The following is a 25,243-nucleotide window of genomic DNA, read 5'->3' as shown; positions in this document are numbered from 1 at the left end:
TCCATGAAAAACATGAAACTGGAGTGGAAAAGAGGTGACTGGGCAGCTTATTTCGGGTTGATGACCAACAACCTGACCAATTTGCTGACCATGATGGGGTTGCTCATTTTTGTCGTCGGCATCCCGAAGGAGATTGTTTATGGACGCATCGCGCCAGCCTTCGGGCTGGCGGTGCTGGTGGCGAGTCTTTGCTATACGTGGTTTGGCCTGCAAATGGCGCGCGCCACCGGACGAACGGACGTCACCGCGCTGCCGTCCGGCCCGAGCGCGCCGTCGATTTTTACCGTGACCTTCCTGGTCTTAATGCCGGTTTACCAGCAAACCGGCGATGCGGATTTCGCGATTCAGATTGGCCTGGTGTGGTGCTTTGTGGAAGCGATGATCCTCGCGGGCGGTTCCTTCCTGGGGGAAACCATCCGCAAGATGATCCCGCGTACCGTGCTGCTGTCGTGCCTGTCCGGTCTTGGCCTGCTCCTGCTGGCGATGAACCCGATGTTGCAGGCGTTCGAAGCGCCGACCGTGTCGTTTATCGTCCTGCTGCTGATCTTCATTAACTGGTTCGGTAAAAAGCCGATTTTCGCCCGCATCCCGACCGGCCTGCTGTTGTTGATTGCCGGTACTCTGCTTGCGTGGATCTCCGGCCTGCAAAGCCCGGATGCCATTAAAGCGTCCATGTCATCCTTCGGCTTTAACCCGCCGGAAGTGCATGTGGACAGCTTTATGCAGGGGTTGCCGCATGCGCTGCCGTATCTGGCGTCCGCCGTACCGCTGGGGCTGGCGAACTACATCTTTGACCTGGAGAACATCGAAAGCGCCCATGCGGCGGGGGATGAATACCCGACCCGCAAGGTAATGCTGGCGAACGGTCTGGCCTCCATGCTCGGCTGCCTGATGGGCAATCCGTTCCCGGTTACGGTCTACGTCGGCCATCCTGGCTGGAAAGCGATGGGCGCCAGCATCGGCTACACCCTGGCGTCCGGCGTGACCATGTTCATCGTGCCGCTGTTCGGGCTGGGGGCCTTTATGCTCGCCATCATCCCGATGACCGCCATCGTGCCGATTCTGGTGTTTATCGGCGTCGTCACCGCCAACCAGGTGGTGAGGGAAACCCCGAAAGTGGAGGTGCCCGTCATCTTCATCTGCCTGTTCCCGTGGATCGCCAACTGGGCGCTGACCATGATGAACAGCGTGATGAGCGCGGCGGGGACCAGCGCGGCGAAAATTGGCACCGACGTGCTGCACAGCAAGGGGATCTACTACGAAGGCCTGATGCATCTCGGCAACGGCGCGCCGCTCGCCAGCATGCTCTGGGGCTGTATCGCCATCTTCGCCATCATCAACAAACCGCTACGGGGGGCCGTCGCCGCCGCAGGAGGCGCGCTGCTGGCGCTGTTTGGCGTGATCCACGCGCCGGTGGTGGGCTTTGCCGAGGGCAGTTCCCTGATGTTCGTCACGGCCTACCTGATGATGGGCGGGATGTTTGTGGTGAAGCATGTTCTCGATATCTCTGTTAATCCCCCTCTCCCAGTGGGAGAGGGCCAGGGTGAGGGCGCCAGAACGCACCTTCTAAAGGAAACAAAATGAAAGAGCTTATGGTCGTTGCCATCGGCGGCAACAGCATTATCAAAGACAACGCCAGCCAGTCGATTGAGCATCAGGCGCAGGCGGTCAAAGCGGTGGCTGAGTCGGTGCTCGAAATGCTGGCCTCGGACTATGACATCGTGCTCACCCACGGCAATGGCCCGCAGGTGGGGCTGGATCTGCGCCGCGCCGAGATCGCCCACGAGCGGGAAGGGCTGCCGCTGACCCCGCTGGCAAACTGCGTGGCGGATACCCAGGGCGGCATCGGCTACCTGATCCAGCAGGCGCTCAACAACCGCCTGGCGGCGCGCGGGGAACAAAAAGCGGTCACGGTCGTCACGCAGGTGGAGGTGGATAAAAATGATCCTGGCTTTATGCACCCGACGAAACCCATCGGCGCGTTCTTCAGCGAGGCGCAGCGCGACGAACTGCAACTTGCGCACCCGGACTGGCATTTTGTCGAGGATTCAGGCCGGGGCTATCGCCGCGTGGTAGCTTCACCGCAGCCGCGGCGCATTGTTGAGGCGGATGCCATCAAGGCGCTGACGCAGAAAGGATTTGTGGTGATCGGCGCAGGCGGCGGAGGCATTCCTGTGGTGCGCAGTGACCAGGGCGATTATCAGAGCGTGGACGCGGTGATAGATAAAGATCTCTCCACCGCGCTGCTGGCGCGCGAGATCGGCGCCGACGTGCTGGTGATCACCACCGGCGTGGAGAAAGTGTGCGTGAACTTCGGCAAGCCGAACCAGCAGGCGCTGGATACCGTCAACGTGGCGCAGATGACGCGCTACAGTGATGAAGGCCACTTCCCGGCGGGCAGCATGTTGCCAAAAATCGTCGCCTCGCTGGAATTTTTACGCCATGGCGGCAGGCGCGTGATCATCACCTCGCCGGACTGCCTGCCCGCAGCGCTGCGCGGTGAAACGGGTACCCACATTGTTAACGAAGGAAGATAAGATGAGTGAGAATAAAAGCCGCCGCGAGTTTATTAGCCAGAGCGGTAAAATGGTTACCGCCTGCGCGCTGTTTGGCGCCACGGGTTCCGTCGCGTATGCTGCCGATTCTGCTAAGGCAACCTGCGAGACGGGTAAACCGATGAACATCACCGCAAAACATTACTATCTCGACAACGTGCTGCTGGAAGCCGGGTTTAACTTCGACGGCAGCGTGGCGACAAGCACCCGCACCGAGCTGAAAACGCTTGAGATCAAAGACGGGAAAATCGTCGCCCTGCGCGATAACAACAGCCACGCCGACGCGGCCCTGCCGCACTTCGATGCGGGCAAAAAGCTGATGCTCCCGGCGATGCGCGACATGCACATCCATCTGGACAAAACCTTCTATGGCGGCCCGTGGCGCTCCCTGAACCGTCCGGCGGGTACCACCATTCAGGACATGATCCGCCTGGAGCAGAAGCTGCTGCCGGAATTACAGCCTTACACGCAAGAACGCGCCGAAAAGCTGATCGACCTGATCCAGTCCAAAGGGTCCACCATCGCCCGCAGCCACTGCAACATAGAGCCGGTTTCCGGCCTGAAAAACCTGGAAAATTTGCAGGCGGTACTGGCGCGCCGAAGCCCAGGTTTTGACTGTGAAATCGTTGCCTTCCCGCAGCACGGTCTGCTGCTCTCCAACTCTGAAAAGCTGATGCGCGAGGCGATGCAGGCGGGGGCGCATTATGTGGGCGGGCTGGACCCAACCAGCGTCGACGGCGCGATGGAGAAATCCCTCGACACCATGTTCCAGATTGCGCTGGATTATGACAAAGGGGTGGATATCCATCTGCACGAAACCAGCCCGGCGGGCGTGGCGGCGGTGAACTACATGGTAGAAACCGTGGAGAAAACGCCGGCGCTGAAGGGGAAGCTGACCATTAGCCACGCCTTCGCGCTGGCGACGCTTAACGAACAGCAGGTGGATGAGATCGCCACCCGCATGGCGGCGCAGCAGGTGACCATCGCCTCGACCGTGCCGATTGGCACCCTGCACATGCCGCTGAAGCAGCTGCGTGATAAAGGCGTGTTTGTCATGACCGGTACCGACAGCGTGATTGACCACTGGTCCCCGTACGGTCTGGGGGACATGCTGGAGAAAGCCAACCTCTACGCCCAGCTCTATATTCGCCCGAACGAACAGACGCTTTCGCGGGCGCTGGGCATCGCCACCGGCGACGTGCTGCCGCTGAACGACAAAGGTGAGCGCGTGTGGCCTAAAGCGCAGGACGACGCCAGCTTCGTGCTGGTGGATGCCTCCTGTTCCGCCGAGGCCGTGGCGCGTATCTCTCCGCGTACCGCGACGTTCCATAAGGGGAATCTGGTCTGGGGCTCAGTGGGCTAATGTGATGCCGGGTGGCGCTGCGCTTACCCGGCCTACGGTTCGGAGATTTTGTAGGTCGGGTAAGGCGAAGCCGCCACCCGACAATGCAGTATACTGCTATGCACATTCTTAAAGAGGGATCTGCCATGGCACAAAACATCTACGACAACCCGGCATTTTTTGAAGGCTATGCCCAGCTTCCGCGCTCGGTTCAGGGGCTGGACGGCGCGCCGGAGTGGCCTGCACTTAAGGCGATGCTGCCGGATTTAACCGGCACATCAGTTATCGATCTTGGGTGCGGCTACGGCTGGTTCTGCCGCGTGGCGCGCGAGCTGGGCGCTTGTGACGTCACGGGCGTCGATATCTCTGAAAAGATGCTCGCCCGCGCGGCAGAACTGACGGATGACACGCAGATCCACTATCAGCGTAGCGATCTGGAATCTCTTCAGCTTCGCGAAAACAGTCTCGATCTGGTCTACAGCTCGCTGGCGCTGCACTATCTGCCGAAACTGGATGCGTTATTCGCCAGGGTGCAGCGTGCGCTTAAACCCGGCGGCAGCCTGGTTTTCTCGATGGAGCACCCGATTTATACCTGCGCCACCCGTCAGGGCTGGCTCACCGACGACAACGGTGAGCGGTTCTGGGGCGTGAACCATTATCAGGACGAAGGCAAGCGCGTCAGCAACTGGCTGGCAGAGGGGGTAATCAAATACCACCGCACGCTGGGTACCACGCTTAACGCGCTGATCAAGGCCGGATTGACGATAAGCGAAGTCAATGAGTGGGGACCAACGCAGGCGCAGGTTGACGCCAGGCCCGCGCTGGCCGAAGAGGCGGAACGCCCGATGCTGGTGCTGATCGCCGCCCGTAAGGCTTAATAGCCGACTTTATATACCCGCCCGCTCTGTACCCCTTCCACGCTGCGGCGGTAGGCCTGCGCAACGGTCGCAGCGGGAACGCTTTCAAAGCCCGGGAAGAAGCCATCATATGCTTTGACGGATTCCGTCAGCACCGTCGGGCTGATCAGGTTAATGCGGATCCCGCGCGGCAGTTCACAGGCCGCGGCGCGCACAAACCCTTCCAGCGCCGCGTTTACGGTGGTGGCATTGACGCCCTGAGCAATCGGTTCGTGCGCCACAATCCCGCTTATCAGCGTGATCGAGCCGCCTTCGTTCAGGAAGTGCTGGCCGGTCAGCGCCAGACGAACCTGCCCCAGTAGCTTATCCTGCAAGCCCCGGTTGAACTCGCCGTCGGTCATGGTTGCGAGCGGGCCGAAGTGTACCCCACCGCTGGCGGAGACAATCGCATCCACCGGGCCGATCTTTTCGAACAGTGCTTGTACGCTCGCCTGCGAGGTGATATCCACCTGATGCTCGCCCTGCGTGCGACCCACGCGGATCGTCTCGTGGCGTTGGCTTAACTCTTCTGTGACTGCACGACCGACCGTACCGCTGGCACCAATAATGACGATTTTCATAGCAGACTCCTTATGTTGTGAGTCTTCATTCTTTAATAAATAAAAACTCAGATAAACTGGGCTAACGTTAGAAGATTACTAACCAGAGGTTTGGAATATGGATAAGCTTCGCGGGATGGAGACGTTCATCGCGGTGGTGGAAAGCGGCAGCTTCACCGGCGCGGCGGCCCGGCTGGAGATGTCGGCGGTGATGGTCGGGAAGTATATTGCGCTGCTGGAATCGCAGCTCGGCACGCGGCTACTGGAACGCAACACCCGACGCCAGAGCCTGACCGACGCCGGACGCGTTTATTTCGAAGAGGCCAGGCGCGTGCTGGAGCAGGTCTCCATTGCTGAAAACGCAGTTGAACGTCTGCGAGCCACGCCCGCCGGCACCCTGCGCGTGACGGCACCCACCTCGTTTGGCGGCTGCGTTATCGCGCCTCTGACGGCCACGTTTTTACAGCGCTACCCGCAAGTGCGCATCGAACTGGATCTCACCAACCGAATGGTGGATCTGGTGGAGGAAGGGGTCGATCTGGCCATTCGCATCGGGGAGATCCGAAATGAGGATCTGGTGGCGAAATACCTGTGTCCCTACAACATGACGATCTGCGCCGCGCCGGAATATCTGGCGCGTCACGGTACGCCGCAAACGCCAGCCGATCTGGTGGATCACCTGTGTCTGTCGCACACGGTATGGACGGCGCGTAACGAGTGGCGGCTGCCCGGTGTGGAAGGCGAGGTGCGCTGGAAGCGTGATGCCGTCTTACGATGCAATGACGGCTACGGCTTACGCATGGCGGCGCGAGCCGGGGCAGGACTATTGCTGCAACCGGAAGTGCTGGTGGCTGAAGAGCTGGCAAACGGCAGGCTGGTTCGGGTTCTGGAAGCGTTTACGCCCGCGCCGAGGCCGGTGCATTTATTGTGGCGCCAGGATTTGCGTCCGCTGCCTAAGCTAACGGAATTTATTGCCCATATTCTGCTAAGATTGGGCACAATATAAAAAAAGAAGGTAAGTAAAGAATGTCTGCAAACAAACTCGCCAGCAGCGCGCAGGGCCTGCAATCCTCTGCCATCCGTGAATTATTAAAACATAGCAAAATGGCAGGCGTGATTTCGCTGGGGGGCGGTATTCCAAACCCGGATCTGTTCGATCATGAAGGTTTAAAAATTGCCGCTGATGCCGTGCTGTCTCAGCATTTTGGCGAAGCGTTCCAGTACGGCCTGACGGAAGGCGTCCCGGGGCTGCGCGAAGAGATCCAACGCATCTGTGAAGGTCGCGGCATCGCCTGTAAAGCCGATGACGTGGTCATTACATCCGGCTCTCAACAGTCGCTTGACGTGCTGGCGCGTGCGTTAATTAACCCGGGCGATACGGTCGTCGTTGAGCGTCCGACCTACCTCGCTGCGTTGCAGGTCTTTGGCCTGGCACAGGCGAATTTTGAATCCGTCGGCACCGACGGCGACGGCATGAAAGTAGATGAACTTGAAGCGCTGGTGGCAACCAAAACCATCAAAGCGGTTTATATCGTGCCAACCTTTGGTAACCCGGGCGGCGTGACGCTCTCCGAGGCGCGTCGTAAACAGCTGGTGGAATTATCGAAGCGCTATGACTTCGTGATTATCGAAGACGATCCGTACAGCGAAATCAACTATACCGAGGAAGCGTTCCGCCCGCTGATTGCTCATGCCAAAGATATCGGCAATGAGGATAACGTGGTGTACACCTCCACCTTCTCTAAAATCCTCGCGCCGGGCACCCGCGTGGGCTGGGTGCTGGTGCCGGAGTGGCTGAAGCGTGCGGTGGTGAACCTCAAGCAAACCACCGATCTGCACACCAGCACGCTGTCGCAGCTGATGACGTACGAATATCTGAAAACCGGTCGTCTGGCGAATCAGATTAAAATGATCCGCGAAGCCTATCGCCAGAAATACCAGACCTTTGCCAGTGAACTGGAAGCGGAGCTGGGCGATGTGATGTCGTTCCACAAGCCAAAGGGCGGCATGTTCCTGTGGGCGAAAATGAATAACGGCATCAATACGACGAAATGGCTGGAAAAAACGTTGAGCAACGGCGTCGTGTTTGTGCCGGGTGAGTTCTTCTACTGCAACGAGCCGGACCACACCACGCTGCGCATGTCTTTCGTTACCCCAACGGATGAGCAGCTTAAAGAAGCGGTTCGACGTCTGAAAATTTCCCTGTAAGCGGATGCGCATAATGGCAGATGCCGTTATGCGCTGTTCCCGTGTAGGGTAAGGTTATTGCATGGCGTGGGCGAGGGTGCGGTCAAATGCATCGCCGTCTGGCGCCTGTGTGACTTCATGGATCCGACAAATTTTCCCCTCGCGCAGCGTGGCAAACATATACACCTCTAATTCTGCCTGGCGACCATCCGGATATGTCACGGCCACTCTGTGCCGGTCTGCCACACATTCGTTATGGCAACATAACGCTTCCACGGTAAACGTAATCTCGCGGATCTGCGCACGCACATGGTTCAGGTGTTTCATAAATCCCTGATAATCAAGCATGTGACCGTCCGTAACCTGCTGATAATCGGGCGTAAACACCTCTGCCGGATCTACATTGCCATTGAATAAGCGGGTTAACAGACAGGCCATTTGCTCGCGCTGCGCGGTGTTGTCGGGCTGGTTTATCAGGGATGTAATGATGGTCATGTTAGCTCCTCGTGATGTTGAGCCGCTATTATCCTTGACAGCATAAGGCGTAGTTTCTGTAATAAGTCGAAGAATAACGATTTTCGGTCAAATTCATGCTGACAACTGAGAGGCTTGTTCATCCCGGCGGCTATCACACCCCGTGGCACAGCCATCATGCCGGCCAGCTCTGGCGCATTGCTGCGGGGCTGCTGGTGATTGAGACGCCGCTGGGGCGTTCGGTGGTACCCGCAAAACATATCTGCTGGATCCCGCCTGGTCAGCAGCACGCTGCCTTTTCGGAAAGTGCGATTGAAGGTTGCGCTGTCTATCTTGACCCTGCCCATTGTGAAGGGCTTCCGGAAGAGGCCACGCTTTTCGAGTCGGACGATTTTACCGATGCACTGTTTTCCCGTTTAAGCGTTGCCGGGAGTGAATACGATCCCCGAAAGCTCATCCTGCTGCTGGAGGAGTTGGCTCTGGCGTCTCAGGTCCGCTTTTATCTGCCCGTACCGACCGATCCCCGGCTGAAAAATGTGGTCAGGGAACTGCTGCAATCCGTCGATGATAATCAGACGGTGGAAAGCCATGCCAGCCGTGCCGGGATGAGCGTACGTACATTCAACCGGCGGTTTAGCGCGGAGACGGGGATGAACTTCGTCAACTGGCGCCAGCTGGCGCGCGTCATGCAGGCGATGGAGTGGCTGGCGGCGGGGAAGCCGGTGGGGTGGATTGCGCTCTCGTGCGGATACAGCAGCGTCAGCGCATTTATTGAAGTTTTCAGAACGTGGACCGGTAAAACGCCGGGGCAGTGGACGATTAAAGAAGGCCCTTTTGCGCAAAGGTAATGCGCGTGGCCTCGTTGAGATCCAGCTCTCTTAACGATTCCGGATAAACCCAGGCGATCTCCTGAAACTCGTCGTTAAACGTAACATCCCGATTGGCGCTGATGCAGTCGAAGATCAGATAAATCATATAAATTTCCTCGGTGGTACCATCGGCGTAAGTTTTGACCCTGATGTCATCGCGAAAAGCCCAGGGCTTGACGTCGATAATGTCCAGCGCGTCGCCCAGCTCCTCACGGACTTCACGGCGCAGCGCCTGTTCCATGGTTTCGCCTGGTTCCATTCCACCACCGCAGAGTGCCCACTGACCGGGGAATACACCGCGATCGTCGGCCATTTTACATAGCAGGTAGGCTCCGTCATTCTGGATGATGGGGCAGACAATGGTTCGTTGGCGCATGATTTCTTCCTGAAAAATGAATTTGGGCTACTATAGCAGATTGGTGATGGAGATCATGTTAGGTGTGTTGGATCCTCATCACTCGGAACAGCGGTGTAGGCCGGGTAAGGCGAAGCCGCCACCCGGCGTTTGACTACCGCTCCCTCAGCGCCTCCTTCGCCCGGTTAAACGGCTTAATCAGATAATCCAGCACCGTTTTCTCCCCGGTCTTAATATCCACCGTCGCAATCATCCCCGGCACAATCGAAAAGTGCCTGCCCGCCTTGTTCACCAGATAATCCTGGCTTGTGCGAATGAATACACGGTAGTAAAACACCTCCGGCTTCGCTTCGTCCTGAATGGTGTCCGGCGAAATGGTCTCCACCACCCCGTGCAGCCCGCCGTAAATCGCGTAATCGTAGGCGGTGATTTTCACCAGCGCCTCCTGATTAGGATGGATAAAGGCGATATCCCGGGGCGAGAGGCGGGTTTCAATCAGCAGGTGATCGTCCACCGGCACAATTTCCATTAACTCGCCGTTGGGCGGTATGACGCCACCGATGGTGGTCACCTTGATGTTTTTCACGATCCCGCGCACCGGCGACTTCACCGTCAGGCGGGTAACGGAATCCTCGCGGCCTTTCAGGATCGCTGACACCATATCCACCTCGGCGTTGGCCTTCGACAGCGCTTCACGGGCCTGCACGTAATACTGGGAACGTACGTCGGTGAGCTTCAGCTCCAGGTCGCTTTTCTGCCGTTGCAGGCGCAGCACTTCCACGTGGCTGGCGGCACCGGTTTTCACCAGCCGTTGAGTGATCGCCAGTTCTTTATTGGCGAGCGCTAACGCGGAGCGGAGTTCACGCTGCGTATCCTCCAACTGGGCGCGGCGAGAGTTGTAAAGCCGCGTTTCTGCGGCGGTCAGGTCGGTCCATTTCGCCAGGGAAGGCGGGAATTTCAGCGGGAGATCGTTCACCTCGGCGTACAGGCGCACGCTGGAGGCCAGCGACGCGCGGTAACGCGCCGCGCTTTCGCCGACGTTAGATTCCGAGCGGGTAGGATCCAGCCGCGCCAGCACCTGTCCGGCCTGCACCTGATCCCCTTCGTGTACGTTCAGCTCGGTGAGGATCCCCCCATCCAGCGACTGCAATACCTGCTCGCGTGAACTGGGGATCACTTTTCCGGTGCCGGTTGAGACTTCATCCAGCACCCCGAACCACGCCCAGACGCCGAGCACCACAAACATCAGCAGGGAGAAGAAAACAATGCGCCGGGCACCGGTATAACCGCTCTCGGAGTCGAGCGCGTTATCCAGATCTTCTACTGCGGCAACGTCACGCTGATTGATTTTCATTATTCCACTCCCGTCCGGTTGCCTGCTGCTGTTGCTGCATACGGCTGTTGTTCAGCGCCTGCGCTTTTGGCGCGTCCATCACCAGCATGCCATCTTTGAGTACCACCACGCGCTCCACCAGCTCCAGTACCGGCACGCGGTGGGTCGCGACAACCAGCGTGCGGTTGCCGAGCCACGCCCCGAGACGTTGAATAAATTCCCGCTCGGTATGTTCATCAAGGGAGGCGGTCGGTTCATCCATCAGCACGATATTCGGGTCGCGCAGCAGCATCCGCGCCAGCAGAATAGACTGCCGCTGCCCGCCGGACAGCCCGACGCCGTTCTCCATAATCGGGTAATCCAGCCCCTTTGGCAGCTTCTGCACAAAGCTGGCCGCGCCGCACATCTCCAGCACCTCGAAGATCTCTTCATCGGTGGCGCGCGGCATGCCGAGCGTGATGTTCTCGCGCAGGGTGCCGTAAAACAGCCGGGCGTTTTGGGTCATAAAGCCGACGTTTCGCCGCACGTCAGCCACGTCCAGATGCGGCAGGCTGAGGTTGTCGAGCCGCAGTTCACCGCCCGCCAGATCCATCCCGCCCGCCATCGCCTGCAACAGGGTTGATTTACCCGCGCCGTTGCGCCCGAGGATCGCCACTTTTTCGCCCGCTTTGATCTCCAGGCGGTTAATGCGCAGCGCCATGCGGGGATCTTCCGGGTGATAGCGGAACTGCGCCTGCTCGAAAAGATAGTGGCCGCGCAGCACGTCCTGGCGGATCGGCGTCTCTTCGCGCTGGTTCTCGGTCGGCAGCTGCATAATGCTGTCCAGCCCCTCTTTGGCCGCCTTCACCTGCTGCCAGCGGGCCAGCACGCCGCACAGCGTCGCCATCGGGGCGATCATCCGTGAGGCGAGCATCGAGGCGGCCACCACCGAACCGGTGGTTAAGGTGCCGTCGATCACCATCGGCGCGCCCACCACGATCACCCCGGCATAGACCAGGCTCTGAATGGTCATCCCCCAGCTGATCAGGTTCTGCGTCAGTTCGCGGGTGCGCAGGCCTGATTCGGCGGTGATCTGGATATAGCTGTTCCACTGCTGCAAAAAGCGGTTCTCCGCCTGCATCAGCTTGATGTCCTCCAGCCCCTGCACGCTCTCCACCAGCACCGCGTTGCGAAGGGTAGATTCATGCGCCGACTGCTTCGCCAGCTCTGCCAGCTTCTTTTGCAGCAGCAGGCCAGGCAGGACCATAATCACCGCCGCCACCGGGGCGATCCACGCCAGCTGCGGGGCGATGATCGCCAGCACAATCACAAACAGGATAAAGAACGGCAGATCGACGATGGTGGAAATGGTGGAGGAGGTGACCATCTCGCGGATCTGCTCCAGCTCGCGCAGCTGGGAGATAAAGCTGCCGGTGGAGCGCGGAATGGCGCTATGGCGTAGCCGCAGCGCGTGGCCGAAGACCCGATCCGAGACGCGCATATCCGAGCGTTTGCCCAGCAGATCCATAATGTGCCCGCGCGCCACGCGCAGCACAAAACCAAACAGCGTGGCGATCAGTACCCCAATGGTCAGTACGTAGAGCGTCGGGTAGGAATGGGCGGGGATCACCCGGTCATACACCTGCATGGAAAAGACAATGCCGGAGAGGGAGAGCACGTTGATAAACAGCGCCGCCAGCATCACCCAGCTGTAAGGGCGAAGGTCGCGCATCACCAGCCGGTAGAGCCAGTCCGGGCGGTATTTTGAGATATAGGCGTCCACGCGGCTGTCCTTCAGCGCCGCCAGCGGACGCAGGGCGATGACGTGGCGGATGGCAGGCAGCATCGCACTCATCGACAGGCGGTTGGTGTGCGTGTTGTCGTCGAAAAAGCTGACCTCAAGCGTATCCTCGCCGTCGAAATTGTCGATCACGCCGATTTTACCGTCGTTTAGCTCTACCACCACCGGCAGACGCCAGCTGTTGATGGCGTGCTGATCGGCCGTCAGCAGCTGGAACGTCAGCCCGGCTTCACGGGCGAGCTGCGTCAGCGCGGGCACCATCGGTTTGCCTTTCAGCCACGGCGCGCCCGCGATCAGCGAGCCTGGCGAGCAGGCAACGCGATAGCGCGTCGCCACATAGCCAAACGCCTGCGCCCACTGCTCCAGCGCCTCATCCGTCATGTTTTCACCCTGCGGAATATCGCGTTGCTTCATGGCTGGATCTCCACGGTCTGGATGGTGCGGTTTTCAAGATCGAACGCCTGACGTATGCGCCCGGTTTGGTAGAGACAGTTCAGCTGAAGCTGGCGGAGCTGTCCGGCGGTTTGCTGCTGGGTAAAGCGCGCCTGATACACCTCCTGCTCGGCGTTGAGCACGTCGAGCAGCGGGCGGGAACCAAGATCGAGATACTGCTGCTGATACAGCTCGCGGGTACGGGCGCTGAGCGCTTCCTGGCGGCCCTGGATCTGAAGCGTGCTCATCAGGCTCATCACCTGGCTGCGCGCTTCCAGCAGTTTTTGCCGCACCTCAAGACGGGTGCGCTGAATGGTGGACTGGGCCGATTCCACCGCGTGTCCGGCGGCGTTACGCCGGGCGGTGAGGCCGCCGCCCTGATAGAGCGGCATCTGCACTTTTACCCACGCGGAGTACTGGGTGCGGTCCCGCGTTTCGTTGCCTGAGTAGCGGTCGTTAAGATAGTGGCGGACTTCCGGCTCCAGCGAGACGGTAGGGGTCATCTGCGCGTTGGCATAGTCGAGATTGGCCTGCGCGACGTTGGCCTGCGCCCAGGCCGCTAAAACCGAGGGTACCAGGCGATCGTCCGGCTCGGCAATATCGCAGCTGCGGGCGAGACTTTGCGGAAATTCATTGCTGACCGCGTTCAGGCCGTCCCAGCCCAGCATGCTCATCAGCGTGGCGCGTGAGCTGTCGAGGCTGGCCTGATACTGCATCAGCTGCGCTCGCGCGCCTTCGATACGGGCATCGGTCTGCACCACGTCAGAGAGCGACGTGGCGCCTTCGTCATTACGCAGCTTCGTCAGTGTGCCGATGGAGGTCAGGGCGTCCAGCTGTTCTTTAGCGGTCTCGACCATCTGCTGCCAGGTCTGCACCTGCACCATAGCGATGGCGGTATCGTGGGCGATAGTGTCGATGCTCACCAGCACGTTGGCCTGCTGCTGGGCGACGCCCGCGTTTTCGGCGCGCACCTGGCTTGCGACTTTGCCGAAGTCGTAAAGCATTTGCGAAAGAGAAAGCACCAGCGAGGGGGTAAAGCCATTATCGTCGCCGTCGTGGCTATAGCCGTTATCCATGCCGGCGTTAATTTGCGGATAATATTTCGATTTGGCGACGTCCACATTTTCGCTCTGCTGATAGAGTTTGCCGACGGCTTCACTGATGGCCGGATGCCAGGTCACGGCGCGGTTTACGGCTTCATCCAGCTGTAGCGTGCCGGGGGCGGCTTTGCTGGCTACGGGCGCCACGCGGCCATTTAAAGAGGGGAGTTCCTGCGTTTCGCTTAATTGTCCGGTATTAATCATCGCCGCAGGGTTTGCCGCGATAGCGGGCACAGATATCAGGCAGCACGAGAGCCACCAGTAAGGCATCTTCTTTCCCATGTCTTGTCCCTAATAAAAAAGTACTGCTTTTTTGTTTATGCCCGGGCGCTGTGCGCGCCCGGGTCATTTCTTGCAGGTGCTATCAGGTAATGATGTGTTGCTGGTTTACAAGCTCGTCGTAGGTGGTCTGAACGTTGTCCAGCGTAACGAGCGTAGATTTAGTGTAGGCGGCTCCCGTGCCGTCACGGTCGATGGAGATCACAGTATTGTTACCGCTTTGTGAAACAGAGACATAGTTCCCCAGCGTCGACGCGCTACCGTTCCAGCCCACCAGCAGATCGCCAATGTCGATCTTGTCTCCCTGCGACAGGGAGAAGTTCGTCCAGTGGTCACCCGTGCTGTTACCTGCGGTGGCGTTACCCGCCGTAGTGTTCAACACCTGATAAATCAGCGTGTCGCCGTAGGCCGTGCCGCTAATCACATCGTTATGTTCCGAACTGACAAATTTCGGTGCCATATTGATGGTCAGCGAGGCGGTATCCCGGGTGCCGTTGGCGTCGGTCAGGGTGTAGTTAAAGACCTCCTTGCTGGTAATGGTAGAGAACGATATCCCAGGGTTGAGTGTGTAGGTGTAACTGCCGTCTGCGGCAATTGCCAGCGTGCCGTAGTGGCCCGTGATGTTTACCTGCGTGCTGCCGGTGTAAGGATCCAGCGTGGTGGTTACGCCGTCGTAGCCGGTAATGCTGAGACGGGTATCCACCGAGTGCAGCTGGTCCATCGCGCCCGCGGAGCCGGTGCCGTCGAAGATATTGCCGTCAACGGTGTGGGTGCCCGTGGCGTCAAACTGCGACAGGGAGTAGCTGGTCCCGGTGACGCTTGGGGTAACGGTGATATTTCCCACCCCCAGCGGTCCCATTCTGCCGGTATAGTTCAGCGTATAGGTTCCCGCCTCCAGATCGAGACCCGTCAGGTTGATGGTCGCCGTGCCGCCCAGCAGCAGCCCGCCGTTAAATGAGCCGGATCTGAGGGTGGTGGTGCCGTTGGTCAGTGTCCAGTCGACCGTTAACCCGGTAAGGGTCAGCAGCGAGGCGACGTTAAACGACAGAACCACGTTATGCAGTGCAGTATTAGGATCCACCACGAAGGTCCCGCTTCCGCTGCCCTGGGTTGAGGCTAGCAGCGCGGCGTTCCAGCTCGCCGACCCGACGGTGGTATCCGAGTATGCGGCGGTGCGGTGCACCGAGTTCACGTCCATCGCCGTGCTGACATCGTTCACCGCGTCCATTGGCTGCGCGGTCGGGGTGATGTTCAGCGATGCCGTGTCTTTCGAGCCGTTCGGCGCGGTGATGGTGTAGACGAAGGTATCCGGGGTGCTGATGCTGTCAGCGCCGACTCCGCTGTCCAGGGTGTAAGTGTACTCCCCGGCTGCGTTGATCCGCAGCGTACCGTACTCGCCGGTGATCTCCGTCAGGCCGCTGCTGTTCACCGCCACGCCGTTAACGTCGGAGACCACGGTACCTGCTGGCGCAATATCATCCGCCAGCACATCCCCGGTCGTGCTCTCGCTCACGCTTGCCACGCTGTAGACATGATCCTGCAAGACGTTCAGCGTGTAGGCCGTCAGCGCGGTGATCCCCGCCGCCGTATTGAGCAGGAACAGGTACTCGCCAGCGGGCAGGTTCAACGTCAGCTGCGGGGAGGTGCCGCCCAGCAGCGGCGCGCGCAGCCAGCCGGGTTCAACGCGCATCTGCTCGAAGGTCTGCGTCGCATTGTTGAACTTATAGATGTAGAGGTCGAACACCGAGGCCAGCGCGACGCCGCCCACGGACGCCTGAACGGTCATGGTGCGGGTGGTGCCTTCTTCCACGTTATAAATGATCGGGTTGGCCAGATCGTCCAGCAGGTTCAGCCCCAGGGTATTGCCAAGGTTGATCCCCACCAGGGTAAAGCCGCCCTGCGACGAGGTGCCGTTGTTGATCGCCTCCACGGTGGTGTCGAAGGTCAGCGAGGCGGTATCGTCCACGGCCACGATCCCGCTGCTGGTAGTGCCTTCGCCCAGCGACAGAACCAGATTTGCCGAGGCGCTGGTGCCGTTATGGGTGATGGTGTAGGTAAAGTTCTCCGTGCGGCCAATGACGGCGGCGCTGGTGTTGGTCAGGTTATAGGTATAGCTGCCGTCCAGGTTGATGGTCAGCGTGCCGTATTGCCCCTGAATCACCGTGCCGTCAGCCGTAACGCTGGTGGTGGTGCCCTGGGCGTTGGTGACCGTAGTGACGGTGGTGCCCGCCGGGGCGTTGTCGCTGCCTGCGGTTGGATCCACGTCAGTGATGACGTTCCCGACAACGCTGGTCTCGCCGGACACGGTGCCTGCGCTGGTCTCTTTCACCGCCACATCGAGGCTGGTGTAAGAGCCGGTTGCCAGCAGGTTAGTGTTGTAGCTCAGGACGCGATACTGACCATTCGCCAGCCCGGTCAGGTTCAGCGACACCCCCGTCGCGCCGAGGGTCAACAGGTCAGCGAACTGCGGCTGCCCGGTATCGACCACGGTGGTCCAGGTGTTGTTGGCGGCGTCGAAGCGCTGTACTACCAGCTCAAGGGTATTGAGCAGGGAAAGAACGGCACCCGTGGCGTTGGCGTTCACGGCAATATCCGCACTGCCGCCGTTGCCGACGGTGAAACCTACCTGCGCGGTGTCGTTGCCGAGCAGCGTCAGCACGTTACCTACGGCGCCTACCAGCAGGAAACCATAGTCGCTGTACTGCGAATTGGTCACCGTGGCGGTGGTCGTGAGCGCCAGTTCTTCAGCGTTGGTGCTGGCAGAGAGCGGCACCACCGGCGCAAGGGCTGAGCCGGGCAGCGAAACGTTGCCTGCCGCATCGGTGGCGGTGATTTGCAGCGTCTGACCTTCCGTCTGTTTATTGAGGAAGGTGTAGCTCCAGGAACCGTTGCTGTCCGCCGTGGCGGTGACCGTTGAATTATCCGCCAGGCGGATGGTGACGGTGCTGCCCGCTTCAGCGCTACCGGTCAGTACGCTGCCGTCTGCGTTGAAGGTCCCGGTTGGAGCCGTTGGCGCAGTGAGATCGACAATGACGGTGGTCGACGTGGAAATCGGGCTGGTGCCCGAGCCGTTGCTCGCCGTGGCGGTGAAGGCATGCGGGCCTTCACTCAGCACCGGCGTGGTGAAGCTCCAGTTGCCGCTGGCATTCGCGGTGACCGTGCCCATCAGCACCCCGTTGTTATAGAGGGTGATGGTCGTGTTCGGCTGCGCCGTGCCGCTCAGGGTTGGCGTGGTGTCATCGGTGGTATTCCCGTTGGTCAGGTTGCCCGTCACCGTGCCAACGTTATCGTCAATATTGGCGATAACAGGCGCGTTCGGGATTGTGGTGATCGGGGCAATCACGGAGGTGGTGATACCCGCGTTACCGGCCTTATCGGTAGCAAAGACAATCAGTGACTCCCCGCCGGTCTGTGGAGGGGTGAGGGTGGCGCTGAAGCTTCCGCTACCGTCCGCGACGGCCGTTCCAAGCACGGTTCCTGTGCTGCTGGTGATGGTGACGGTGCTTCCCGCTTCCGCTGTACCGGTGACCTGCGTCCCGTTGGTGATCACCGCCAGCCCGGTTGGGGCTGGTGGCGGCGTCAGGTCAACGTTGATCGTGATAATCGGTGAAGCCACGCTGGTATTGCCCGCGGCATCGGTGGCGGTTGCGGTGAAGTTATGCGCGCCTTCCGTCAGCGTGGTGCTGGTTTGCGGCAGCGTCCAGTTGCCGTTGGCATCGGCAGTGACGGTCCCCACCAGCGTCGTGCCGTCGTAAATACGTACGGTGGCATTGGCTTCTGCCGTACCGTTTAAGGTCGGACGGGTGTCGTTGGTTGGGTTGGTGCCAGTAACAGGTCCGGTGACGGTCCCCACATCATCCTCAATCGAGGTGATTGCCGGTGCGACAGGGGCGGTGGCATCCACATTAATGGTGTAACCGCCGGTCTGCGCGCTGGCGTTGCCCACCGCGTCGGTGGCGGAGAAGGTCAGATTATGCGGCCCGTCAGCCAGCGGGGTGGAAGGCGTAAAGCTCCACGCGCCGCCGGTGGCGACTGCGGTGCCAATCTGTACCCCATTATCAAAGATGGTGACCGTCGCGCCGGCTTCTGCCGTACCGGTGATCGTTGGCCGCGCGTCGTTGGTTAACCCGCCGTTGGCGACAGGCGCAGCGGCGTTACCGACATCGTCGGTGATGCTGGTCAGCACCGGCAGCGCTGGCGGCGTGGTGTCAATGGTCAGGCTGAAGTCGGCGGACGACGTGCTGGTGTTACCCGCCTGATCCGTTGCTTCTGCGGTAAAGGTGTGTGACCCACTGTCCAGCGGCACGGTGATATCGACGGTCCAGTTGCCATCGGCATCGGCAGTACCGGTGCCCACCAGCGTGGTGCCCTCATAAATATTCACGGTGGCCAGCGGCTCGCTGGTCCCCACCAGACGCGGGAGAGGATCGTTGGTGGTCTGGCCGGAACCTATTGCCCCGGTGATGGTGCCAACGTCGTCAATCGCCTGGGTGATAACCGGCGCGACAGGCGCAGCCGTATCTACCACCAGCGTAAAGCCTGGTGAGGCAGGGCTGACGTTGCCCGCGGCATCGGTTACCGTGGCGGTCCAGGTGTGGCTGCCGTTTGCCAGCGTACCGGTGGTAAAGCTCCATACGCCGTTTGCGTCCGCCACGGCGGTACCCACTTCACGGCCACTTTCATAAATGGTGATGGTCGCGTTGGCCGCCGCGGTGCCGTTCAGCGTTGGCGTGGTGTCGTCTGTGCTTTGTCCCGAGGCGACCGGGCCCAGCACGGTACCAGCATCGTCAGTGGCCGGGGTAAAGACCGGTGCTTCGGGCACCGAGGTATCCACCGTCAGGTTGAACGGTGGTGAGGTGACCCCGGTATTGCCTGCGGCATCGGTGGCGTTGAAGGTAATAACGTGCGGCCCTTCGCCCAGTTCAGTGGTCGGCGTGAAGGTCCAGTTACCCTGGGCGTTGACGACCGCCGTGCCGATTTCCACATCATCGACAATAACGTGTACCGTTGCGCCCACTTCCCCCGTACCGTTGAAGGTTGGACGTGTGTCGTTCGTGGAGCCGTCGCTGGCGAGGGTTCCCGTTCCCGGGCTGACATCGTCTATTACCGTGGTAACCACCGGGGCCGCAGGCCCGGCGGTATCCACCGTAAAGGCGAACACTGGCGAGTTGGCGGAGACGTTTCCGACATCATCGCTGGCGTTAACGCGCAGGTTATACGTCCCGTCCGTTAGTACCGGATCCGGCGTAAAGGTCCAGTTGCCGCTGCCGTCGACCGTGGTGGTGCCAATCTCGACGCCGTTATTCAGCACGTGAATGATGGTACCCGCCTGGCCGGTGCCGCTGAGGGTTGGCGTGGTGTCATTGGTCACCTGCCCGGCGGTAAGCGGGCCGGTTGCGCCTCCCGGGGCGTTGTCGCTGACCGTAACGATCGTCGGCACCTGTGGCGCAGTCAGATCGATTTCGACGCTCCAGGCGTTGGACGGCTGGCTGACGTTGCCCTGCGGATCCGTCGCTCTGACGGTAAAGTCATGCGTCCCTTCGCCGAGGGCGGTTTCAGGGGTAAATGTCCAGGCACCGGTGCCGTCTGCTGCCACCGTACCAATTTGCGTAGCGCCATCAAAAATGGCGACGACGCTGTTCGGCTCGGCGCTACCGGTCAGGGTTGGCGTAGTGTCGTTGGTTGGATCGCCGCTTGGGACAGGCGTTGCCGCATTCCCTGCGTTATCCGTCACGCTGGTAATCACCGGCGTGGTGGAAACGGTGTCGACAACGATGGTGATCCCGGCCGACGGGGCGCTCTCATTGCCTGCCGGGTCGGTGGCGGTCACGGTCAGGGTGTGGCTGCCGTCGTCCAGCGCAGGCGGCGTGTAGCTCCAGGTGCCGGTCGGACCGACAACAACGGTGCCCAGCGGGTCGCCGTCATCGTACACCGTAATGGTGTCCCCGGCCGTGCCTGTTCCGGTCAGGGTAGGACGGTTGTCGTTGGTGCTCTGCCCGTCAGCGATTGGGCCGATGACCGGGCCTACGTCATCGGTCACCGCACCGATGGCTGGTGCGGTCGGATCGGTGAGGTCGACGGTGACGGTCGCGATCGGCGACTGCCCGCTGGTCGCGCCGGTGCCGGTATTCGTGGCGGTGACGGCGAAGGTGTGTGGGCCTTCCGCGAGCGGCAGCAGCGGCGTGTAGCTCCAGTTGCCGTCTGTATCCGCAACAATTTCGGTCAGCGGAACCAGCGCCCCATCCAGATAAATGGTGATGACGCTACCCGGATCGGCGGTGCCGGTAAGGGTAGGCGTGGTGTCATTGGTGGTTTTATCTTTCACATCGCCAGTGACGGGATCGGCATCATCGTTGATTGCCGTAATCACCGGCACCGCTGGCAGAATAAGCGGGGAGTCCGGTACGTCAAAGGTGGTTGTCGGGCTTGCATTACCTGCGGCGTCCGTGGCGAACAGCGTCAGCGTCGCGGGATCCAGTTGGGCCGGGGAGAGGGCGATGGCGAAGGTGCCTCCCGTCGCGACCCCGGTCCCGATGATATTGCCGCCGGCGTCACGCACCGTCACCGTGGTTCCGTCATCTGCCGTACCGGTCAGCGGCGTGCCCTCTGCGGCAATGGTGATATTGGTTGGCGTTGCAGGAAGCAGCGTATCCACCGTCACGCTGAGATCGCCGGAGCTGGCGGAGGTATTCCCCGCCGCGTCACTTGCGGCAACCGAGAAGGTGTGCGGCCCTTCCGCAAGCGCGGGGTCGGCTGTCCAGGACCATGTCCCGTTCGGCTGAACCACCACGACCACCGGAGACGGCGTGCCATCAACAGAAACGGTTACGCTCGAACCCGGCTCGCCAATCCCGGTGAGGGTTGGGGTACCGTCGCGGGTGTAAAGCACGCTGTTGGTCAGTTGGCTGTCAGAGACGGCGTCAATTTGCGGCACGGTCGGTGCCTGCGTATCGACCGTCACGCTAAAGACCGGGCTGACCGGGCTCAGGTTACCCGCGTCGTCCACCGCGGCGACGGTGATATTCAGCGGACCATCGGTTTGTGTCGGCAGGGTGTATGACCACTCGCCATTGGCGATTTCAACGCGATCCACTTCCACGCCGTTGTTGTAGATAATCACCGTTTCGCCGGTCGTGCCGCCTCCGCCAATGACAGGTGTGTTATCGTTGGTTGAGCCTCCATTCTGAGCGCCGCCAATGGAACCGATGAGCGGGGTATCCGGGGCGAGGGTGTCGACCGTTATCGTGATACCGGTTGATGGCAGAGATTCATTGCCGGCTTCATCGGTGGCGGTCGCCGTGTATTGGTGCGTCCCTTCGCCAATGTTGCTCTCAGGACGCCAGCTCCAGTTACCGCTACCATCCACCGTGACGCTGCCCACGGCCTGCGGCTCGCCTGTACCCACCTGGTCATAGATGGTAATGACGTCATTCGGCGTACCGGTGCCGCTCAGTACCGGGCGCGGATCGTTGGTGGTTCCGCCGTTGTCCACTGGCCCGGTGATCTGGCTTACGCTGTCTGTCACCGTCGGGATCCCCGGCTGGCCCGGCGCGTCGGTATCAATGGTAATGGTCACTGGCGTGGACGGTGCGCTTTCGTTCCCGGCGCTGTCCTGATTGGTCACCGTCAGGGAGAGATCGTAGGTGCCGTCAGGGAGCGGATCTTCCGGTGTCCAGCTCCAGTTACCGTCGCCATCGATCTCGGCTTCACCTATTTTGGTTGCGCCATCGTAAATGCTTACGGTATCTCCCGGCGTGCCCGAGCCGCTCAGGGTTGGTGTGGTATCGCGGGTGGTCTCCCCAGGATTCAGAGCCGTCCCCGGTGTGGCACCGTCCGGGTTCACGGTGATCTCAGGAATATCCGGCGTTGCAGGCGCGGTCGTGTCGATCGCCAGCTCAAACGGTGGCGAGATGGTGGTATTACCCGCCTCATCCGTCGCGTGGACCGTCAGCGAATGCGGGCCGTCCGTCAGCGGCGTGGTTGGCGTAAAGCTCCAGCCGCCGCTACCGTCAAGCACGGCCGTGCCGAGCAGGGTGGTCCCGTCATAGATAGTGATGGTGGTGCCTTCCGGTGCGGTTCCCTGCAGCTGCGGCAGCGTGTCATCAGTAGTATCCCCGCTGTTAAGCGGAACCTGCACAGTGCCGATGTTATCGGAGACGGTGTCAAGGGTGGCTGCCGGTGGCGGAGTGGTATCGACGGTAAAGGTAAAGCCGGGTGATGATGCGCTGGTGTTGCCGGCCGCATCGCTCGCGACGACGGTGAACGTATGCTGCCCGTTCCCTAATGCGGTAGTGGGCGTGAAGGTCCATGCGCCACCGTTATTCACAATGGCAGTACCAATATCCTGTCCGTCCAGGCGGATCGTCACGGTGGAGCCCGGCTCGCCGGTACCGTTCAGCGTCGGGAGCGTGTCGTTGGTGATTTGGTTGTTGTCGAGCGGCCCCGTGCGGCCCGGTACGTCATCAATGACCTGCGTAATGGCTGGAGCGCCCGGCGCGGCGGTATCCACCGTGATGCTCCAGGTGTTCGATGTCCCGCTGAGGTTATTGTTGGCGTCAACCGCCGTCGCCGTCAGCACGTGCCCGCCGTCGGGAAGATCCGTTTCCAGCGTGATGGACCACTGGCCGTCAGGCCCAACCACTGCGGTGCCGATTTCAGTGGTGCCGCTGTAGAGGGTGATCGTCGTGCCGGGCTCGCCCGTTCCGTTGATGGTCGGGGTTTTGTCGTTGGTGAGACCGTTCTGGCTGACAGGACCGGTGACGTCGAGCGCATCATCCTCCACGCCTGTGATGACCGGGGTTTGTGCCGCGGTGATGTCCGGCGCGTCAAACGGCGCGGTCGGGCCGGTGTTTCCGGCGGTATCGGTGGCATCTGCGGTCAGGGCTTCGCCGTTGGCTTTCGGCGGGATCAGATCAACGCTGAAATTACCCTGATCGTCGGCGACCGCTTCCCCGACCTTAACGCCATTTTCACGAATGGTGACGGTGCTGCCCGGCTCGGCTGTACCGGTTACCGTGGTGCCGTCGGCAGAGATCACCACGTTTTCCGGTGCCAGCGGTGGGGTGCTGTCTGGCGCGTCGGCAAAGCCAGACGGACTGGTGTTGCCGCTGCCGTCGGTGGCCGTCACTGCAAGGGCTTCGCCGTTGGTCTGGGCTGGCGAAATCGGGATGGTAAAGGTGCCGTCCGGACCGGCGGTGGCCTGGCCGATGATCGTACCGTCCGGCGCTTTAATAATAATCGTGCTGTTTGGCTCGGCGGTTCCGCTGACGCTTGCCCCGTCTTCCGCCACCACCAGGTTACCCGGTGCGGCAGGCGCGGTGATGTCCGCTGCGTTAACCAGCGCCGGGGAACTCTGGTTGCCTGCGGCATCGGAGGCGACCACGGAGATGATCTCGCCGTTCACTTGTGCAGGGTTCAGGTCGGCGACGTAGTTGCCGTTGCTGTCGGCAGTGGCGGTCCCGATTTGCACCCCGGCGTTGTTGGTGATGACAATTTTGCTGCCCGGCTCGGCAGTACCGGTGATTTGCGTGCCTGTCGAATTGAGCGTCGCCTCCGGCATGTCTGGCGGCGTAAGATCGACGGTAAAGTTGATCGGCTGAGACAGGCCGCTCTGGTTGCCTGCCGCATCGGTCGCGGTGGTGGTAATGGCGTGGTTTCCTTCAGACAGGTTGGTCGACGGGGTAAAGCTCCATTTCCCGGTAGCATCGGCCGTGGCGGTGCCGATCGGCTTGCCGTTGTCATAGAAGGTAATAACGGTGCCAGCTTCACTGATGCCGCTGAACGTCGGGCGTGCATCGTCCGTGCGTTGTCCGTTGCTCAGCGGGCCCGCTTCGGTGCCCACGTTATCATTGACGGTGACAATCTCGGGGGCAGCCGGCGCGGTTGAATCCGGTGCCGTGACCTGAACGCCCGGGCTGGTATTGCCGGACGGATCGGTGGCGGTGGCGGTGATCTGCTCCCCGTTGGTGAGCGGCGTGCCGAGATCGATAGTAAATTTCCCGTCGCTGCCAGCCTTGCCCGTTCCGATGGTGTTGCCATCGGCATCTTTCAGTGTCACGGTGCTGCCCGGCTCAGCCGTACCGGACACGGTTTTGCCGTCAGGCGAAACCTCCAGATTGGCAGGTGCATCCGGCGCGGTGAGATCCGGTGCTGTGACCTGACCACCCTGGCTGGTATTGCCGGACGGGTCGGTGGCCGTGGCGGTGATCTGCTCCCCGTTGGTGAGCGGTGTACCGAGATCGATAGTAAATTTGCCGTCGCTGCCGACCTTGCCCGTTCCAATGGTGTTGCCATCGGCATCTTTAAGGGTAATCGTGCTGCCCGGTTCAGCCGTACCTGTTACGGTTTTGCCGTCAGGTGAGACCTGAAGATTAGTGGGAGCATTCGGAGGCGTAGTATCAGGTTCGGAAGGATTTCCCGGATTACCGGGATTCGGGTTGTTGTTATCGTCATCTCCGCCACCTCCACCGCCGGTTCCCGCCGCAATAGCAATCCCACCTGCGGCGGCCAGGCCACCCAGCACCCAGGGCCACGCAGCGGCGCCGCCGGCATCACTCCCTGACGCCGCCAGTAATGCATCGGTGGAGGCGATGGATTCATAGGTCGCGGCACCGGTTGGATCTTCAATCCACCACAGCGCTCCGTCACTCTCTTCAAGCACCAGCTGGCTTACGCCCTGCGCATCAGTAACGTAGAAATTCTTGAGGGTAATCACTTCGCCCGAGTTGAGGGTAATCACCAGATCGTTTCCGCTGCGGGAGTAATCTGCGATGTTGGCTCGATCCACGTTAAGCTTAACGATTGAGGAGTGATCGAGTGTTATCTGTGTCCCTTCCGTGGTCGTTTCCACGCCAGTTAATTTAGATATAACAGATATTTGGCTCATACAGTTATTACTCCAGCAGAGTGATTGGTTACGGCGTGTCAAACAAAGCCATCGTTTCTGAAGGGATGAACGCGCTCCCGGCGAAAATACTGTTTAATAAACAGGATTTACCGTTACTTTCTTTAGCGCGACCGATGCCCGCCAGGATTAAAAGTGGCAACCTCAGGGCAAAGCTAATTATTTACACAGGAAATAG

At 60.5% G+C, this 25,243-nt stretch carries 14 protein-coding genes; 7 read left to right on the top strand and 7 right to left on the bottom strand.

What is annotated here, in order from left to right; genetic code table 11:
• Positions 1–3 precede the first annotated feature (3 nt).
• The 4 genes from L2Y28_RS16775 (at position 4) to L2Y28_RS16760 (ending at position 4,775) form a co-directional block, all read left to right on the top strand.
• Positions 4–1,584 (top strand): hypothetical protein, encoded by a 1,581-nt coding sequence (locus L2Y28_RS16775; protein WP_022649120.1) that lies wholly within the window; start codon positions 4–6, stop codon positions 1,582–1,584.
• Positions 1,581–2,537: a carbamate kinase family protein gene (locus L2Y28_RS16770; RefSeq protein ID WP_022649119.1), complete on the top strand. Its 957-nt coding sequence runs from the start codon at positions 1,581–1,583 to the stop codon at positions 2,535–2,537. The genes L2Y28_RS16775 and L2Y28_RS16770 overlap by 4 nt, the downstream gene beginning before the upstream one ends.
• Before the next feature lies 1 nt (position 2,538).
• Entirely contained in the window at positions 2,539–3,918 is a 1,380-nt protein-coding gene (locus tag L2Y28_RS16765; RefSeq protein WP_022649118.1) for an amidohydrolase family protein, read from the top strand.
• A 125-nt stretch (positions 3,919–4,043) separates the two neighbouring features.
• Complete coding sequence (locus L2Y28_RS16760; RefSeq protein ID WP_022649117.1) at positions 4,044–4,775, top strand: bifunctional 2-polyprenyl-6-hydroxyphenol methylase/3-demethylubiquinol 3-O-methyltransferase UbiG; 732 nt, start codon at positions 4,044–4,046, stop codon at positions 4,773–4,775.
• On the opposite strand, the gene L2Y28_RS16755 is transcribed toward L2Y28_RS16760, so the two are convergent.
• A complete protein-coding gene (locus L2Y28_RS16755; RefSeq protein WP_022649116.1) occupies positions 4,772–5,374 on the bottom strand; it encodes a short chain dehydrogenase in 603 nt (200 codons plus the stop codon). The genes L2Y28_RS16760 and L2Y28_RS16755 overlap by 4 nt on opposite strands.
• A 97-nt stretch (positions 5,375–5,471) precedes the next feature.
• On the opposite strand from L2Y28_RS16755, the gene L2Y28_RS16750 reads away from it, so the two are divergent.
• Both L2Y28_RS16750 and L2Y28_RS16745 read left to right on the top strand, forming a co-directional pair.
• Positions 5,472–6,359: a LysR substrate-binding domain-containing protein gene (locus L2Y28_RS16750; RefSeq protein WP_022649115.1), complete on the top strand. Its 888-nt coding sequence runs from the start codon at positions 5,472–5,474 to the stop codon at positions 6,357–6,359.
• Positions 6,360–6,379: 20 nt separating this feature from the next.
• Positions 6,380–7,561, top strand: a complete 1,182-nt coding sequence (locus L2Y28_RS16745) for a PLP-dependent aminotransferase family protein (RefSeq protein ID WP_022649114.1) — start codon at positions 6,380–6,382, stop codon at positions 7,559–7,561.
• A gap of 54 nt (positions 7,562–7,615) precedes the next feature.
• Here L2Y28_RS16745 and L2Y28_RS16740 read toward each other — a convergent pair whose 3' ends face one another.
• Positions 7,616–8,035, bottom strand: coding sequence for a nuclear transport factor 2 family protein (locus L2Y28_RS16740; protein ID WP_022649113.1), 420 nt, complete (start codon positions 8,033–8,035; stop codon positions 7,616–7,618).
• A 95-nt stretch (positions 8,036–8,130) separates the two neighbouring features.
• Here L2Y28_RS16740 and L2Y28_RS16735 point away from each other — a divergent pair, with 95 nt between their 5' ends.
• Positions 8,131–8,862, top strand: a complete 732-nt coding sequence (locus L2Y28_RS16735; protein ID WP_022649112.1) for an AraC family transcriptional regulator — start codon at positions 8,131–8,133, stop codon at positions 8,860–8,862.
• Here L2Y28_RS16735 and nudI read toward each other — a convergent pair.
• From nudI to L2Y28_RS16710, 5 genes are all read right to left on the bottom strand, one after another.
• A complete protein-coding gene (gene nudI / locus L2Y28_RS16730; protein ID WP_022649111.1) occupies positions 8,834–9,259 on the bottom strand; it encodes a nucleoside triphosphatase NudI in 426 nt (141 codons plus the stop codon). The genes L2Y28_RS16735 and nudI overlap by 29 nt on opposite strands.
• Positions 9,260–9,392: 133 nt before the next feature.
• Positions 9,393–10,592, bottom strand: a complete 1,200-nt coding sequence (locus tag L2Y28_RS16725) for an HlyD family efflux transporter periplasmic adaptor subunit (RefSeq protein WP_022649110.1) — start codon at positions 10,590–10,592, stop codon at positions 9,393–9,395.
• Entirely contained in the window at positions 10,573–12,765 is a 2,193-nt protein-coding gene (locus tag L2Y28_RS16720) for a type I secretion system permease/ATPase (RefSeq protein ID WP_022649109.1), read from the bottom strand. Before L2Y28_RS16720 ends, L2Y28_RS16725 begins: the two co-directional genes overlap by 20 nt.
• Positions 12,762–14,165: a TolC family outer membrane protein gene (locus L2Y28_RS16715; RefSeq protein ID WP_022649108.1), complete on the bottom strand. Its 1,404-nt coding sequence runs from the start codon at positions 14,163–14,165 to the stop codon at positions 12,762–12,764. The genes L2Y28_RS16720 and L2Y28_RS16715 overlap by 4 nt, the downstream gene beginning before the upstream one ends.
• Before the next feature lie 82 nt (positions 14,166–14,247).
• Positions 14,248–25,047: a BapA/Bap/LapF family large adhesin gene (locus L2Y28_RS16710; protein ID WP_022649107.1), complete on the bottom strand. Its 10,800-nt coding sequence runs from the start codon at positions 25,045–25,047 to the stop codon at positions 14,248–14,250.
• Positions 25,048–25,243 lie beyond the last annotated feature (196 nt).

Source organism: Enterobacter sp. JH25 (genome assembly GCF_021725435.1).
GTDB classification, from domain to species: domain Bacteria; phylum Pseudomonadota; class Gammaproteobacteria; order Enterobacterales; family Enterobacteriaceae; genus Enterobacter; species Enterobacter intestinihominis.
This window is presented reverse-complemented; position numbering and strand designations above follow the sequence as displayed.